The sequence below is a fragment of the Rahnella sp. ChDrAdgB13 genome, from assembly GCF_017655185.1.
Taxonomy (GTDB): Bacteria; Pseudomonadota; Gammaproteobacteria; order Enterobacterales; family Enterobacteriaceae; genus Rahnella; species Rahnella contaminans.
In genome coordinates this window covers 32721-48937 of record NZ_JAEMGT010000011.1, presented here as the reverse complement: position 1 = coordinate 48937, position 16217 = coordinate 32721, and the positions used below count along the sequence as shown (strand labels likewise).

The following is a 16217-nucleotide window of genomic DNA, read 5'->3' as shown; positions in this document are numbered from 1 at the left end:
GCTACAGGATCGGGAATGTGGTGATCTGATCCTGATTACGGCCAAAAGTTCGATTTATTCAACAAAGCCCCAGGCCAGACACTCTGCAGCAATTGAAAGCATTTTTATTCCCTCACGAAGCTTCATTTGTGCTGAAAATTGGACAATTCCTACGAGAACTTTTACCGACAAGTAATATGATATTCCACACGTTTTGCCACAGGATTCAATGGTAGTCAGGCTCAACCATTAGGAGCATTTTTTAATCAGATATCTGGCGTGTTTTATTTATTTTAAGCACCACGAAATATTTAGCTCAAAAACGCTAGAATAACCTGATTATAGCTGCGCTTACCCTGACTCTGCGCTACGCTATGTTGTTCTTCGCAAGCTAAAGCGAAATAGCTGATTTTTTGAGCATATCAAAAAGCTAACACTTCATAAATGAGTACGTATATATGAAAATCTTGATCACCGGTGGTGCCGGTTTCATCGGTTCAGCAGTTGTTCGTCACGTTATTGATAATACGCATGATAATGTCTTGGTGGTCGATAGTCTTACCTATGCAGGTAATCTTGAATCGCTCGTTTCTGTTTCGGATAACAGCCGTTATGAGTTTGCTCAGGTAAATATCTGTGACCGTTCAGCCCTTGATGCTGTTTTTGCAACCTTTCAACCTGATGCTGTTATGCATCTCGCAGCTGAAAGCCATGTTGATCGTTCAATTGATGGGCCAGCAGCTTTTATCGAAACTAACATCGTGGGTACTTACGTTCTTCTTGAGGCAGCTCGGCATTTCTGGAGCTCGTTGTCTGAAGAGAAAAAAACAGCTTTCCGCTTCCATCATATTTCGACGGATGAAGTGTATGGTGATTTGCACGGTACTACAGATCTTTTCACTGAAACGACACCGTACGCACCAAGCAGCCCTTACTCTGCGTCAAAAGCCTCAAGCGATCACCTTGTTCGTGCATGGCAGCGCACGTACGGCTTCCCTACTATTGTGACAAACTGTTCAAATAATTACGGTCCTTATCACTTCCCTGAAAAACTCATTCCCCTCATCATTCTTAACGCATTGTCGGGTAAAGCGTTACCTGTTTACGGTGATGGAGCCCAAATTCGTGACTGGTTGTTTGTAGAAGATCATGCCCGCGCACTTTATAAAGTGGTAACCGAAGGTGTGGTAGGCGAAACCTATAACATTGGTGGTCATAACGAGCGCAAAAATATTGATGTTGTTAAGACAATCTGCGGATTGCTTGATGAACTGATTTCAGATAAACCGGCAGGCATCACCCATTTCTCTGAGCTCATCACTTTCGTCAAAGATCGGCCTGGTCACGACATGCGCTACGCAATTGATGCAACTAAGATTGATCAAGAATTAGGCTGGAAGCCGCAGGAAACTTTCGAAAGCGGTATCCGGAAAACGGTCGAATGGTATCTGAACAATGAAAATTGGTGGCGCCGTGTTCAGGATGGTTCCTATGCCGGTGAACGTTTAGGCCTGACTGACTAATATTTGAGGAGAAGAATTAAGTGAAAGGTATCGTTTTAGCCGGTGGTTCAGGCACACGCCTGTACCCCCTGACACGCGGTGTATCTAAGCAACTGCTGCCAATTTATGATAAACCGATGATTTATTATCCAATATCGGTGCTAATGCTCGCAGGGATTAATGAGATATTGGTCATTTCTACTCCTGAAGATATGCCGTCATTCAAGCGTTTACTGGGTAATGGTTCGCAGTTCGGTATTAAATTGGAATATGCCGTGCAACCTTCTCCCGACGGTCTTGCCCAGGCATTTATCATCGGTGAAGAATTTATTAACGGTGAGCGTTGCGCACTGGTTCTCGGCGACAATATCTATTTTGGTCAAAGCTTTGGCAAACAACTCGAAGCCGTTTCCAAAAGAGAGACTGGCGCTACGGTCTTCGGTTATCAGGTACAAGATCCTGAGCGCTTTGGCGTGGTTGAATTTGATAAGGATTTCAAGGCACTTTCCATTGAGGAAAAACCATTAAAACCAAAATCTCATTGGGCAGTAACCGGGCTTTATTTCTATGACAACAACATTGTAGAAATGGCTAAACAAGTGAAGCCATCTCATCGCGGTGAACTTGAGATAACCACATTAAACGAAATGTATCTTGAGAAGGGTCAACTGCAAGTCGAACTTTTGGGGCGTGGTTTTGCGTGGCTGGATACCGGCACGCATGACAGCCTGATAGAAGCTTCGCAATTCGTCCATACCATCGAGAAGCGACAGGGTTTCAAAGTAGCCTGTCTTGAGGAAATCGCATTCCGTAAAGGATGGCTCAGCAAAGAACGTGTTGCTGAACAAGCTGCTTTAATGAGTAAAACAGCTTATGGAACCTATCTGACCCAACTGCTAAATGAACAGAAGTAAGAGTAAGGTTTACCTAAATCTCTCAGACATCCAGGATTGTTTAAAATAGCGCTTCTGGAAATCAGATATAAAAAAGCACCGGTAATTCGGTGCTTTTTTTTGTTCGCATTGGATAAGTATTTACTCTTCTACAAACTCTTTCAACCACGCCTTGAACGCTTCACCTTGTGAGTTATGGCGAATGCCATACTCAACAAACGCTTTCATATAACCGAGTTTGTCACCACAGTCGTGTGAACGGCCAGTCATGGAGAAAGCTTCTACAGTTTGTTTTTTCATCAGCATAGCAATGGCATCCGTCAACTGGATTTCATTACCTGCACCGTATGGCGTTACTGCCAGCAGCGGCCAGATAGCTTCGGAAAGAACATAACGCCCCACAACCGCGAGGTTAGATGGCGCATCTTTCAATTCAGGTTTTTCAACGATGGCCGTCATTGGCGCACTTTCGCCCGGCTCAACTTCCGCACCATTACAGTTCACGATACCGTATTTGGACACGTCTTTTTCAGGCACTTCTTCAACCATAACCTGGCTGTTGCCGGTCTCTTTGAAACGGCGAAGCATTGCTGCAAGGTTGTCTTTACGCAGATCGCTGGTTGAATCATCCATCAGAACGTCTGGAAGGATAACCGCAAAAGGTGAGTTACCAATCAAAGGTTTAGCACACAGAACGGCATGTCCAAGGCCTTTAGACTGCCCCTGACGCACGTTCATGATAGTCACGCCTTTCGGACAGATTGACTGCACTTCTTCCAGCAACTGACGCTTAACGCGGGTTTCCAGCATGCTTTCCAGTTCGAATGAAGTATCGAAGTGGTTTTCGATGGCATTTTTGGAAGAATGCGTGACGAGAATGATCTCTTTGATGCCCGCCGCCGCACATTCATTAACGATGTACTGGATTAAAGGCTTGTCGACGATAGGCAACATTTCTTTTGGAATGGCTTTCGTCGCTGGCAACATACGTGTGCCCAGACCGGCAACAGGGATAACAGCTTTTAACATTGTAGAAGATACTCCTTGAAACCTATTGGTGTGTAAATTCAGTCAGTTGGGGAGCCAAACATGTCAGGGCATTCACTGAACTGAAATTGTATAAACAAATTAATTTCCCAGCACGATATTTTCTTCCCTGAGTATAGTCCCTGTGATTTCGTTTAGGGAGACTATACTGCTGACTTTAGGACTCCAGCACCATTCTGTGTATGCCATTACGATACCAGCAAGCAGCACATAACGGTAAGCTAAAGACTTAAAATTAGGAATGTTGAACCTGTTCGCTGATTTTCTGCACACAATTTGCTGCTTTCCAAAACATCCCGTTAAACTTTACCGCACAGCAACCGCACCTGTTTCATTTCCATCACGCTATGCGGTAGCAAGCTGATTTAGATTTGAAATTTCGCCCTCTGACGCCCATTATTCAACGTGCGACAATCGTCGTGTAACTAAAGGTGAAACAAGCAATATGGAATGGATCGCCGATCCGTCAATCTGGGCCGGGCTGGCTACCCTGGTAATCCTTGAAATTGTCTTAGGGATAGACAACCTGATTTTCATCGCCATTTTGGCAGAAAAGCTTCCCCGCCGGCAGCGCGACAAAGCCCGCGTCACAGGTTTAATGCTGGCATTAGTGATGCGCCTGTTGTTACTGGCGTCAATTTCCTGGCTGTCGACCCTCACCCGCCCTCTCATCACTTTACTCGGGCATCCGTTCAGCGCCCGAGACATGATTATGCTGACCGGCGGCGTGTTCCTGCTGTTTAAAGCCACCATGGAGCTCAATGAGCGCCTGGAAGGTAAAGATGAAGAGCAGAGCCAGCAGCAAAGCGGTGCCAGATTCTGGCCTGTCGTGACGCAGATCGTGGTGCTCGATGCGGTATTTTCCCTCGACTCGGTGATTACCGCCGTTGGTATGGTGGATCATCTGGCCGTTATGATGGCGGCAGTCTGTATCGCCATCGGGCTGATGCTCCTGGCCAGCAAGCCGCTGACTAAGTTTGTGAACGCGCATCCCACCATCGTTATTTTATGTCTGAGTTTCCTGCTGATGATCGGCTTCAGTCTGGTCGCCGAAGGCTTTGGCTACGCGATTCCTAAAGGCTATTTGTACGCGGCTATCGGTTTCTCGGTGATCATCGAAGCGCTCAATCAGCTGGCACAATTTAACCGCAAACGCTTCCTGTCATCGCGTCGTTCTTTGCGTGAACGCACGGCGGAGACTGTTCTGCGCGTTTTACGCGGCAAGCATGAAGAGGCTGAACTGGATGCCCATTCGTCCAGTATGATTGCGGACAGCACTGAAGAAGACGCCATTTTCAACCAGCAGGAACGCAACATGATTGAACGCGTTCTGGGGCTGGGGCAGCGCACGGTCAGCAGCGTAATGACCTCGCGTCATGACGTCGATAATCTCGAACTGAATGACCCCATTGATGTCCTGAGAAATCAGATTGCCGAGAATCAGCACACGCGCATTCTGGTGACGGAAGACAGCTCGACCGACGAGCCGCTGGGTGTTGTTCATGTTGTTGACTTGCTTAAACAGCAGCTGCTGCAAAATGAGTTAGATCTTAAGGCACTGATCCGCCAACCCTTGATCTTCCCGGAGCAGCTTTCATTGCTGATGGCGCTTGAACAGTTCCGTCAGGCGAAAACGCACTTTGCTTTTGTCGTGGATGAGTTTGGTTCTGTCGAAGGCATCGTGACGCTGACTGACGTGATGGAAACCATTGCCGGGAATCTGCCGGAATCTGATGAGTTGCCGGATGCACGCCACGATATCCAGCAGCAGGAAGACGGAAGCTGGATTGCGAATGGCTATATGCCGCTCGAGGATCTGGCAATGTACATCCCCCTGCCGCTCGATGATAAGCGCGAATACCACACGCTGGCCGGTTTACTGATGGAATATACCCAGAGCATTCCGCAGGTCGGCGCGCAGATAAAAATTAACAATTATCTGTACGAACCACTGGAAGTCAGCAGTCACCGGATTTTAAAAGTGAAGATCACCCCGCTCATTCCGCCGGTGTCCGACGACTACGAAGTCTGATTTCTTCGCGGTAAGCGTGACCAAAAAAACGGGGTGCCATTGAGCACCCCGTTTTTATTCCCGGCTAATCCGATGTTACTTCTTCAATATCTTCTGCACTTCATCACCGGCTTTACTGTCTTTGCGTTTATCAATCCAGTTCTGGATAGCGCTGCGGGCGCTCTGCTCCAGTGACTGACGCAATATCTGGTCAACCTGCAACTGATAATGCATCTGCGACCACGGCCCGTACACGCGCAGCGGAATATCGGTCGTTTTCAGCGTATTGATCAGATTGCTGTCGCCCTTCCAGCCGCCGGTTACGCGGATCAGCAGATTCAAATCCACCTGCTGTGCAGCCATATTAATGGTGCCGTCACCTTTGCCGGTGACCATCGGCGACACTCCTTCCATATTGCTCAGCGTCAGCGTGCCATCGGCAAGATGTCCTTTCGCATTCAGCGTATCAATCTGGCTGTAGTGCTCGTAACGATCGAGGCCCTGAACTTTATCGCTGTTTCTCGCAATAGCCTGCTGGATAAGCTGCTGAATATTCATGCCATTCAGACGCGCATTATCCATTGAAATCTGGCCATCGCCCTGCCAGTGCCGCGCGAAATCAGCGGATGAAAGGCCTTCACCGCTCACATTACCCTTCAGCGAGAAGTTGCCGGTCAGCGCCTTAGGCAACTCATATGCCGAAAGCAAATCGCCCAGCTCAATCTTGTTGACGTCAGGCACCAACTGAACCTGAATTTTCTTGCCCGTCACATCCATTTTGCCTGGCAGTGAGAAATTGCCGGTACCCATGTTGCCGCTGAACGTCGACAGCAAAACCTGCCCTTGCTGATTATCAGCTTCGAGCGCCAGGTTCTGAATTTTCATTCCACGGTAAGTAAGATCAGCCACTTTCAGCGCCAGGTGTGCATTGAATGTCTGAAGTTCACTCAGCCCGTTGGGTTGTTCATCTATGTCGCGCGCAATAACCGGTGCCGACGTGATGGCCTGAGAAGTCGTGGCTGTCTCTTCCGTTGTTTTCGGCTGCCAGCCGGAAAGCGCATCCAGATCGAGTTTTTCCGCGTTCAGGTTCAGCTGATAATTCGGTTCATCTCCCAGCGTGGCCGAAGCCGTACCGGAGATCTGATTATCATTGGCGGTCAGCGCCATCTGGCTGAGCGTCACAGCATTAGTTTCCCGCTGATAACTCGCCTGCATCGAACCGTTGCCCTGAATGCCTTTAACCGGAATATCCGCGCCGCTCAGCTGATAGGTAAATTTGCTGATGTTGGCAGCAAAGGCCTGCGGATAATGCTGCATATCCAGTTCCGCATTCATCGTGAAGGCTAAATCACGCTGATTACGATTGATGCGGCTGGAAAGCTGGACAGAAGCCTGCCGGTTGTCGTCTTTATCAATTTCGAGATTAATGTCGCGCACATTGATTTGTTCATCGTCGCCACGCTGCCAGATAAGCAAACTGTCAGCGATGCTGATTTTATCAATGTCGAACTTCCAGCCAGCGTCCAGCTCAGACGCACCGGGCGCCACAGGAACCGGAGAAGATGGAGCAACCGGCGCATCGGGCTGATTCTCTTCGGTATCCGGCGTTAACCGGATAATCGCATTTTTAAACAAAACTTGCTTTACGGCGAGCTGATGAGAAATGAGAGGCCAGAGTTTGACATCCAGTCGCATATTTTCAGCACTGACCACCGGTTCTTTCGCACCCGGCGCGGTGAGCGATGTCTGCCCGGCAATAATGCTCAGCTGCGGCCAGACGTGCCAGCGCAGCGAACCATTAATGGCCAGCTTGTAACCGCTTTTCACCTCAACCCTTTCCACCATGTACTGACGGAAATCGTTCGGGTTGATCAGAAATACCAGCGAAGTCATGCCGGCAATGATAACCACCAGTAAAATCACCAGTGTTGTCAGTAGTCTTCTCATGCCTTCCTCACGTTTTCATCCGCTCACGCCGATAAAAAACAGAATCAGTCTTTATCAATACGACTGGCAATTGCACTTTGCTGGTCGCGGTATTTCGCATCCTGACGGCTGTTATAAGGGCGTGCAGCTGAACCGGACAACGGTTCAAAGCTTAACGCGCCAATCAGCATACCCGGGCGAAGCGCCAGAGGCAGTTTACCGGAATTGTAGAACTCAAGGACGATGCGACCTTTCCAGCCCGGATCGATGCGGTGTGCCGTGACGTGTACCATCAGGCCCAGACGCGCCAGTGAAGAACGGCCATCGAGCCAGCCCACCAGATCATCCGGAATAGTGACGGATTCAAAAGTGACCGCCAGCGCCAGTTCGCCGGGATGCAGGAAGAAAGCTTCACCTTCCGGCAGAACGATTTCGTCGCTCATCACTTTGTCCAGCGCCGCGCTTACTTCGTCTTTCGGGCCACTCAGATCGATAAAGCCAGCGTTATGGCCGAGGAAAACGCGAAAACCGTTACCCAGACGCACATCTACCGTTGCACCGTTAATCCGCTCAACCGGCGGACGGGGTGAAATGCCTAATTTGCCGCTGTCCAGCCAGGCTTCTATGTCTCGATCGCAAAGTCTCATCGTATCTCCGGTGTGGTTTTCTACGGATTGTTCCGCGATTAGTTGAAGAACTGGCTGATTTTCGCCTTAAGAATATCAATCGCAATCCGGTTTTTACCGCCACGCGGCACAATGATGTCTGCGTATTGTTTTGAAGGTTCGATAAATTGCAGGAACATTGGACGGACAGTTTTCTGGTATTGCGCCATCACGGAATCCATAGAGCGGCCACGCTCGTTGACATCGCGCTTCATGCGGCGCATCAGGCAGATATCCAGCGGTGTATCCACGAAGATAGAGAAATTCATTTCCTGACGCAGACGCACGTCGGTCAGTAACAGGATCCCTTCCAGAATAATGACTTTCTTAGGCTTGAGCGTCACGGTCTCAGCCAGACGGGTATGTTCGATAAAACTGTAACTCGGTAATTCGATAGCCTGACCTGACTTCATTGCCTGCAAATGCTGGAACAGCAAATTGTGATCCATGGCACTGGGATGGTCATAGTTGGTTTTGACCCGTTCTTCCATGGTCATATGGCTTTGGTCTTTATAGTAGCAATCTTCCGGGATCACCCCGATATGCTCATCACCTACCTGATCACGAAGTTCACGGTATAACGTACTGGCGATGAGGCTTTTTCCCGAAGCAGATGCGCCAGCGATACCCACGATGACACACTGATGGAATTTGTCAGACATAAAATTAAAGACCTGATTTGGAAGTTGGAAGGCAAGCACAGCGTGTGCTTTGAACGCGCCAATTATAAGTACAACACACTACCCGATGCCAGCGTTAAGGCGGTGTAATCGCTGACATCGGGCAATAATTCGCAGAGTTGGGAGATTAAACCGCCCGGAAAGCGATTTCTGTCGGAATCGCGTCGCCTTTCCAGAACAGCTGCGACGCCACTTTTGACGCAAGTTCGCGATAAATCGTCGTGAACTCGCTTTCAGGATTAGAGACAACAGTCGGTTCGCCGCGATCCAAATCCTCGCGCAGCGAAATATGCAGCGGTAACTGAGCCAGTAATTCGCAACGGTATTTTTCGGCCAGACGTTGTGCGCCACCGGTGCCGAAAATCGGTTCATGATGCCCGCAGTTGCTGCACACATGCATGCTCATATTTTCGATAATGCCTAACACCGGCACATGTACTTTCTCAAACATCACAATGCCTTTCATAGCGTCGAGCAGCGCGATGTCCTGCGGCGTGGTCACCACGAGCGCGCCCGTCACCGGAATATTTTGCGACAGCGTCAGCTGGATATCGCCGGTGCCCGGCGGCAGGTCAATCACCAGATAATCGAGATCCGGCCACAGCGTATCCTGCAACATCTGCATCAGCGCTTTGCTGGCCATCGGGCCGCGCCACACCATCGCATTTTCGTCGGTGACCAGATAACCAATGGAGTTCGTCGCCAGTCCGTGCGCCATAATCGGCGACATATGTACACCATCCGGTGATGTCGGACGCTCTTCTTCCGTGCCCAGCATGTTCGGCACCGACGGGCCATAGATATCCGCGTCCAGAATACCGACTTTTCCGCCTTCCGCGGCCAGCGCCAGCGCCAGATTCACCGCCGTGGTGGATTTACCCACGCCGCCTTTGCCTGAGCTGACCGCCAGAATATTGCGTACGCCTTTAATGCCGGGCTGCTCATTGGCACGTTTCATCGTGGCGATATCGTGACGCAGGTTCCACTGAATGGCCGAAGCGCCGGTAACCCGCAGCAATTCACCGCTGGTTTCATCTTTAAGCACCTCGAAACCGCTGTTCCAGGCAAACGGCAGCGTCAGATCGATATGCAGAACTTCGTCCATCAGCACGCAATGATGCACCGCTTTTATCGCAGCTAAATCTTTTTGAAGTGTTGAATGGCGGAAGGTGGCCAGTACGCCGGTCACGAGTGCGCGCAGCCCTGCGGGTGTGGTCTGCTGTGGGGATTGAGATGTCATCCCGGCTCCTTGAAAACTGGTTATCAGACTAGTTATTTACCCTAAGCATAACAGAACACACGTAAGGAGATCCCCCCGTTTGTTTACGCGGGGCGGCGCTTTCGGTTAACATCAATGCCCCTGATTTCAACAACAGAAAGCAAGCTCTTACTATGGCTCAAGTCGCGAAAAAAATTTTGGTAACCTGTGCACTTCCGTACGCCAACGGATCCATCCACCTCGGTCACATGCTCGAGCATATCCAGGCTGACGTCTGGGTTCGTTTCCAGCGAATGCGTGGCAATGAAGTGCACTTCATCTGTGCGGACGATGCGCACGGCACACCGATCATGCTGAAAGCACAGCAACTCGGTATCAAGCCGGAAGAGATGATTGCCGAAATGAGCCAGGAGCATCAGAAAGACTTCGCCGGCTTCGGCATCAGCTACGACAACTATCACTCCACGCACAGTGACGAAAACCGTGAACTGTCGGAGCTGATTTATGGTCGTCTGAAAGAAAACGGTTTCATCAAGAATCGCACCATTTCTCAGCTGTACGATCCGGAGAAAGGCATGTTCCTGCCTGACCGTTTCGTTAAAGGCACCTGCCCGAAATGTAAATCGCCAGACCAGTACGGCGATAACTGTGAAGTGTGTGGTGCAACCTACAGCCCGACCGAACTGATCGAGCCGAAATCTGTGGTCTCCGGCGCGACGCCTGTGCTGCGTGATTCCGAGCATTACTTCTTTGATTTGCCTGAATTCAGCGCGATGTTGCAGGCGTGGACCCGTTCCGGTGCGTTGCAGGAGCAGGTCGCGAACAAAATGCAGGAATGGTTTGAATCCGGCCTGCAACAGTGGGATATCTCCCGCGACGCGCCGTACTTCGGTTTCGAAATTCCTGATGCGCCGGGCAAATATTTCTACGTCTGGCTGGACGCGCCAATCGGCTACATGGGTTCATTCAAAAACCTGTGTGACCGCCGCAGCGACCTGAACTTCGACGAGTTCTGGAAGAAAGATTCCACCACCGAGTTGTATCACTTCATCGGTAAAGACATCGTCTATTTCCACAGCCTGTTCTGGCCGGCAATGCTGGAAGGCAGCAATTTCCGCAAACCAACCAACCTGTTCGTTCACGGTTATGTGACGGTGAACGGCGCGAAGATGTCTAAATCACGCGGCACCTTCATCAAGGCCAGCACTTATCTGAACCATCTGGATGCAGACTGCCTGCGTTATTACTACACCGCGAAACTGTCTTCCCGTATCGACGATATCGACCTGAATCTGGAAGATTTCGTGCAGCGCGTTAACGCAGACATCGTGAACAAAGTGGTCAACCTGGCTTCACGTAACGCCGGTTTCCTCGCCAAACGTTTTGACGGCAAACTGGCGGATAAACTGGCGGATGAAGCGCTGTACAAAACCTTCACGGATGCCGCTGAAAGTATTGCGCAGGCGTATGACAGCCGCGAATCAGGCCGTGCAATCCGTGAAATCATGGCGCTGGCTGACCTGGCTAACCGTTATGTAGACGAACAGGCGCCGTGGGTTGTGGCAAAACAGGAAGGCCGCGACGCGGACCTGCAGGCGATTTGCTCAATGGGCATCAACCTGTTCCGCGTTCTGATGACATACCTGAAACCGGTTCTGCCTTCACTGTCTGAACGCACAGAAGCTTTCCTGAACACCACGCTTGAGTGGGATGCGATTGCACAACCGCTGCTTTCTCATCAAGTGAATCCGTTCAAGGCGCTGTTTAACCGTATCGAACTGGATAAAGTGACCGCCATGGTTGATGCATCGAAAGAAGACATTGCGGCAGCGAAAGCCCCTGCAACCGGCCCGCTGGCGGATGATCCGATTCAGGAAACCATCACCTTTGATGACTTCGCAAAAGTCGACATGCGTATCGCGCTGATCAAAAGCGCTGATTTCGTGGAAGGTTCCGACAAACTGCTGCGTCTGCAACTGGATCTGGGCGGCGAAACCCGTCAGATCTTCTCCGGTATCCGCTCTGCCTATCCGGATCCGAAAGCGCTGGAAGGCCGTCTGACCATCATGGTCGCAAACCTTGCGCCGCGTAAAATGCGCTTTGGCATTTCTGAAGGCATGGTGATGGCCGCAGGCCCTGGCGGAAAAGACATCTTCCTGCTCAGCCCGGATTCCGGCGCACAACCTGGCATGCAGGTGAAATAAGCCACTGCGTTTCTCAGTAAGCCCCTCCCCTCATCCCCGGGGGGAGGTTCAAGGAGTTCCTGCTATGTTTAACTTCGATTACTACAATCCCACCCGCGTTCTTTTTGGTACACAGCGTATTGCCGATATCGGCCAGTACATTCCGGCCAACGCCCGCGTCCTGATTACCTACGGCGGCGGCAGCGCAAAAAAATTCGGTACGATTGATGAAGCGCGCAAAGCTCTCGGTGACCGCGAAATTTTCGAATTTGGCGGCATTGAGGTTAACCCGCATTTCGAAACCCTGATGATTGCCGTTGAGCTGGTTAAAGAGAAAAAAATCGACTTCCTGCTGGCCGTTGGCGGCGGTTCTGTCGTGGATGCCACCAAATTTATCGCCGCCGCCGTCCTGTACGAGGGCGACGTCTGGAATATGTGGTCGAAACGCCTGCCGCTGGAAAAAGCCATGCCGCTCGGTTGCATCATGACGTTACCGGCGACCGGTTCGGAAATGAACCCGACAGCCGTGGTCACTAACGTCGCACTGGGCGCAAAAATGGGTTTCAGCGACGCGCATCTGTACCCGCAGTTTGCCGTGCTGGATCCGCGAAAAACCTACACGCTGCCGGTTAAACAAGTGTCCAACGGCGTGGTTGACGCCTTTGTGCATGTGATTGAGCAATACCTGACGTATCCGGTTTACGGCAAAGTGCAGGATCGTTTTGCCGAGGGCCTGCTGCTGACGCTTATCGAAGAAGGCCCGAAAGCGCTGACCGATCCGGAAAATTACGATGTGCGCTCAACCGTCACCTGGTCGGCAACGCTGGCACTGAATGGTCTGATTGGCGTCGGTGTGCCGCAGGACTGGGCAACGCACCGCATCGGCCACCAGCTGACCGCGCTCTATCATCTGGATCACGCTGAAACGCTGGCCGTTCTGCTGCCTTCGCTGCTTCAGGTACAACGTGAAACCAAACGCCTCAAACTGCTGCAATACGCAGAGCGCGTCTGGGGGCTGACCGACGGTGATGAAGAAACCCGTATCACCGCGGCCATCGATAAAACCCGCGATTTCTTTGATGATATGGGCGTGAAAACGCGCATCAGCGCGTACGGCGTGCCGGAAAAAGTCATTGAAGAAGTGCTGGAGAATCTGACCCGCTTCAACCTGCTGCCGATGGGCGAACACAAAGATATCGATCGGGTGGCTGCCCGCCGCATTCTCAGCCTGAGCTACTAAAAGCCGCAGCTGAAGAAATCGAAGGGGAAACGCGACACCGTTTCCCCTTTTTTATAACGTCTCATTTATTTCGGCCAGTTCGGCCAGACGCTTCGTGGATACTCTTTATCGATATCCGATCTTGCCAGCCCGATATCTTTCAGTTGCTCCGGGCTCAGCGCATGCAGAAGTTTGCGGCTGACGCGGCGCTCATTCCAGGCATGTAAAACACTGAACACCTGTTTTACCCATCCGCCCTGCTTAACCGGCATCTGTACCGGTGCAACACTATCGGCACTACGCACTGACTCACAAGCGGCAAACTGCCGTTCTTCAATGGTATTTTTCATTTTCTGCTCCTGTTAACGACCTGTGATCAGGATCTAACATCCGGCAAAAACATTACAGATTCAGTTATTTTGTATTTCAACCATACAGTTCTGGATCCAATGACAGATTCAGCGTTAGATTAGACGCATCTGTACTGCTCTTATTGCGCAGACGTTAAGGGAATGAAAATGAACCGTTACGAAAATCTGGCGAATGTACTGAGCGAACGCATCGAACAGGGGCTGTACCCGGCGGGGATCCGCCTGCCGTCGGTGCGCGTCTTAAGCAGCGAGCACGGCGTCAGCGTCAGTACCGTTCAGCAGGCGTACCGCGTACTGGAAGAAAAACAGCTGGTGGAAGCACGTCCGAAATCCGGTTACTTCGTCAGGGAAGCCCGGTTGCAGGCGGCGCTGCCGAGCGGGTGCCGTCCGACGCAGCGTCCGGTGGAAATTTCCCAGTGGGATCAGGTTCTGGAGCTGATCACCTCGCCGCACCTTCCCGGTTTTGTTCAGCTGGGGCGCGGTTCACCGGACGTCACCGCCGCCACGCTCAAACCGCTCAGCCGTCTGATGGGCCGCGCCGGACAACATCAGAACCTCAATGCCTTTCACTACGACAGCATTTACGGCTCCGAAGATCTGCGCGAACAGATTGCGCGCCTGATGATCGACAGCGGCAGCCATATGGATGCCAGCAATATATTGATCACCACCGGCTGTCACGAAGCGCTGTCTATCGCCATTCGTTCCGTTTGCGAACACGGCGATATTGTGGCGGTAGATTCCCCGAGTTTTCACGGCGCGATGCAAACCCTGAAAGGCTTTGGCATGAAAGCACTGGAAATTCCGACAGACCCGGTCACCGGCATCAGCCTGGAAGCACTGGAAATGGCGCTGGAACAGTGGCCCATCAAAGCTATCCAGCTCACACCAAACTGTAACAATCCCCTCGGCTACAACATGCCGGATGACCGCAAGAAAGCGCTGCTGAGGCTGGCGCAGCGTTACGATATCGCCATTATCGAGGACGATGTTTACGGCGAACTGGCCTATCAGTATCCGCGCCCGGCGACCATTACCTCGTTTGACGACGACGGCCGCGTATTGCTTTGCAGCTCATTTTCAAAAACGCTCGCGCCCGGTCTGCGCGTCGGCTGGATTGCACCGAGCCGATATCACGACCGCGCACTGCACATGAAATACATCACCACCGGCGCGTCGGCCACGCTGCCGCAAATCGCCATCGCGGATTTCATCAAACAGGGCCATTACCTTCAGCACCTGCGCAGAATGCGTAATCAGTACCAGCGCAATCTGTGCACCATGACCGACTGGGTGATGAAATATTTTCCGTGTGGCACGCGGGTCAGCCGCCCTCAGGGTGGTTTCCTGCTGTGGATTGAGCTGGACGAACGCGTGGATACGCAGCGCCTGAACCGGCTGCTGGAAGAACATTTTGTGCAAATTGCGATCGGTTCGATATTTTCCGCTTCAGGGAAATACCGCAACTGTCTGCGTATTAACTATGCTCAGCCTCTGGCGGCCAAAACTGAACGCGCCGTTCAGCAGGTCGGGCAGATGGTTTCATACATGCTGGAAAGCTGCTAAACGCATCCCGGAGAACTCATCACTGTGCAGATAGAACCGTTACCACCGCTCAACACCCTGGTGGCCTTCGAATGTGTGGCGCGTTATTGCAGTTTTTCCCGGGCAGCCGACGAGCTGAACCTCACGCAAAGCGCCATCAGCCGCCAGATTATTCAGCTTGAGGAAATGCTCGGCTGCAAACTTTTCCAGCGGGCGCAGCGCAAAACCGCGCTCACACCGCGCGGTGAAACTTACGCGCATCAGGTAAGAAAACTGCTCGGCGATATCTCGCTTTCGACGGCCGAAGTCATGGGCTGGAACGGTTTACCGCAGGTGACGCTGGCCTGTACCAGCGCCATGAGCGGCCTGTGGCTGTCATCGCGCCTGTCTTCTTTACGCCAGCTGATGCCGGATCTGCAAATCCAGATGAAAATTTCCGACAGCTTTTCTGAACTGAAGTCATCAGAATTTGATCTGGCTATTTTCTATCTGCGCGAACCGCCGCCCGGCTATCACGTGCAGGCACTGTTTGATGAAGTCTGTTATCCGATGTGCTCGCCGGAATTGTTCAACCGTTTGCCCGCCCGTGCCAGCGCGGCGGATTTGCTGGAACAAACACTGCTGATTCAGGACGATCCGCAACGGGAATGGACCGGCTGGCGCGACTGGTTCGCCTCACAGGATGTCACTTTCGTCACCCCGCGCCGGACATGGCGCGCCAACAACTACCCGTTTCTGGTGCAGTCAGCGGTGCTGGGCGATGGCGTTCTTCTGGGCTGGGAAGGTCTGGTACAGGATTACATCAACAGCGGACAACTGGTCGCCGCGCATCCGGGTAAACTGGCTGCTGCCGGAAAATGCTACATGCTGACGCCACAAGACCGGTTCCTGAAACCGGTGGTGCATAAAGTAATTAACTGGCTGAAACAGCCTTAAAAAACTCCTCCCCCTTCGCACGGGGAGGAGCAAATAATAAT

13 protein-coding genes are annotated in these 16217 nt (G+C 51.6%); 7 read left to right on the top strand and 6 right to left on the bottom strand.

Annotated elements, in window-relative coordinates:
- Nucleotides 1–437: 437 nt before the first annotated feature.
- Nucleotides 438–1502, top strand: a complete 1065-nt coding sequence (gene rfbB, locus J8X26_RS04660; protein ID WP_165057018.1) for a dTDP-glucose 4,6-dehydratase — start codon at nt 438–440, stop codon at nt 1500–1502.
- Between the two features lie 20 nt (nt 1503–1522).
- Nucleotides 1523–2395, top strand: coding sequence for a glucose-1-phosphate thymidylyltransferase RfbA (gene rfbA, locus J8X26_RS04655; RefSeq protein WP_208950272.1), 873 nt, complete (start codon nt 1523–1525; stop codon nt 2393–2395).
- 120 nt (nt 2396–2515) lie between these two features.
- On the opposite strand, the gene galU is transcribed toward rfbA, so the two are convergent.
- A complete protein-coding gene (galU, locus tag J8X26_RS04650; protein ID WP_208950271.1) occupies nt 2516–3403 on the bottom strand; it encodes a UTP--glucose-1-phosphate uridylyltransferase GalU in 888 nt (295 codons plus the stop codon).
- 463 nt (nt 3404–3866) lie between these two features.
- Between galU and J8X26_RS04645 the strand changes: the two genes are divergently transcribed.
- Entirely contained in the window at nt 3867–5453 is a 1587-nt protein-coding gene (locus tag J8X26_RS04645; protein ID WP_208950270.1) for a TerC family protein, read from the top strand.
- 75 nt (nt 5454–5528) lie between these two features.
- Here the strand turns inward: J8X26_RS04645 and asmA are convergent, their stop codons facing one another.
- From asmA to apbC, 4 genes are all read right to left on the bottom strand, one after another.
- On the bottom strand, nt 5529–7379 hold the full coding sequence (asmA, locus tag J8X26_RS04640) for an outer membrane assembly protein AsmA (RefSeq protein WP_208950269.1): 1851 nt from the start codon (nt 7377–7379) through the stop codon (nt 5529–5531).
- 44 nt (nt 7380–7423) lie between these two features.
- Nucleotides 7424–8005, bottom strand: a complete 582-nt coding sequence (gene dcd / locus J8X26_RS04635) for a dCTP deaminase (RefSeq protein WP_152325831.1) — start codon at nt 8003–8005, stop codon at nt 7424–7426.
- Between the two features lie 38 nt (nt 8006–8043).
- Nucleotides 8044–8685: a uridine kinase gene (gene udk, locus J8X26_RS04630; RefSeq protein ID WP_120506638.1), complete on the bottom strand. Its 642-nt coding sequence runs from the start codon at nt 8683–8685 to the stop codon at nt 8044–8046.
- 145 nt (nt 8686–8830) lie between these two features.
- Nucleotides 8831–9943 carry an iron-sulfur cluster carrier protein ApbC gene (gene apbC / locus J8X26_RS04625; RefSeq protein WP_208950268.1) on the bottom strand — a complete coding sequence of 371 codons (1113 nt, stop codon included), beginning with the start codon at nt 9941–9943 and terminating at the stop codon, nt 8831–8833.
- Nucleotides 9944–10095: 152 nt separating this feature from the next.
- Between apbC and metG the strand changes: the two genes are divergently transcribed.
- Nucleotides 10096–12126 carry a methionine--tRNA ligase gene (gene metG / locus J8X26_RS04620; RefSeq protein WP_208950267.1) on the top strand — a complete coding sequence of 677 codons (2031 nt, stop codon included), beginning with the start codon at nt 10096–10098 and terminating at the stop codon, nt 12124–12126.
- Between the two features lie 64 nt (nt 12127–12190).
- Entirely contained in the window at nt 12191–13345 is a 1155-nt protein-coding gene (locus J8X26_RS04615) for an iron-containing alcohol dehydrogenase (RefSeq protein ID WP_152325828.1), read from the top strand.
- Between the two features lie 65 nt (nt 13346–13410).
- Here the strand turns inward: J8X26_RS04615 and J8X26_RS04610 are convergent, their stop codons facing one another.
- Nucleotides 13411–13674, bottom strand: coding sequence for a DUF1127 domain-containing protein (locus J8X26_RS04610; protein ID WP_152325827.1), 264 nt, complete (start codon nt 13672–13674; stop codon nt 13411–13413).
- Nucleotides 13675–13842: 168 nt separating this feature from the next.
- Between J8X26_RS04610 and J8X26_RS04605 the strand changes: the two genes are divergently transcribed.
- Together J8X26_RS04605 and J8X26_RS04600 are read left to right on the top strand one after the other, a co-directional pair.
- On the top strand, nt 13843–15261 hold the full coding sequence (locus J8X26_RS04605; protein WP_208950266.1) for a PLP-dependent aminotransferase family protein: 1419 nt from the start codon (nt 13843–13845) through the stop codon (nt 15259–15261).
- A 24-nt stretch (nt 15262–15285) separates the two neighbouring features.
- Nucleotides 15286–16176: a LysR substrate-binding domain-containing protein gene (locus J8X26_RS04600; RefSeq protein ID WP_165057007.1), complete on the top strand. Its 891-nt coding sequence runs from the start codon at nt 15286–15288 to the stop codon at nt 16174–16176.
- Nucleotides 16177–16217: the final 41 nt, after the last annotated feature.

Excerpts from the sequence above, each read along its gene's own strand:
- dcd (WP_152325831.1), bottom strand. The coding sequence starts at position 8,005 with ATGAGACTTTGCGATCGAGACATAGAAGCCTGGCTGGACAGCGGCAAA.
- galU (WP_208950271.1), bottom strand. The coding sequence starts at position 3,403 with ATGTTAAAAGCTGTTATCCCTGTTGCCGGTCTGGGCACACGTATGTTG.
- asmA (WP_208950269.1), bottom strand. The coding sequence starts at position 7,379 with ATGAGAAGACTACTGACAACACTGGTGATTTTACTGGTGGTTATCATT.
- J8X26_RS04605 (WP_208950266.1), top strand. The coding sequence starts at position 13,843 with ATGAACCGTTACGAAAATCTGGCGAATGTACTGAGCGAACGCATCGAA.
- J8X26_RS04615 (WP_152325828.1), top strand. The coding sequence starts at position 12,191 with ATGTTTAACTTCGATTACTACAATCCCACCCGCGTTCTTTTTGGTACA.
- J8X26_RS04610 (WP_152325827.1), bottom strand. The coding sequence starts at position 13,674 with ATGAAAAATACCATTGAAGAACGGCAGTTTGCCGCTTGTGAGTCAGTG.
- udk (WP_120506638.1), bottom strand. The coding sequence starts at position 8,685 with ATGTCTGACAAATTCCATCAGTGTGTCATCGTGGGTATCGCTGGCGCA.
- J8X26_RS04645 (WP_208950270.1), top strand. The coding sequence starts at position 3,867 with ATGGAATGGATCGCCGATCCGTCAATCTGGGCCGGGCTGGCTACCCTG.
- apbC (WP_208950268.1), bottom strand. The coding sequence starts at position 9,943 with ATGACATCTCAATCCCCACAGCAGACCACACCCGCAGGGCTGCGCGCA.
- rfbB (WP_165057018.1), top strand. The coding sequence starts at position 438 with ATGAAAATCTTGATCACCGGTGGTGCCGGTTTCATCGGTTCAGCAGTT.
- metG (WP_208950267.1), top strand. The coding sequence starts at position 10,096 with ATGGCTCAAGTCGCGAAAAAAATTTTGGTAACCTGTGCACTTCCGTAC.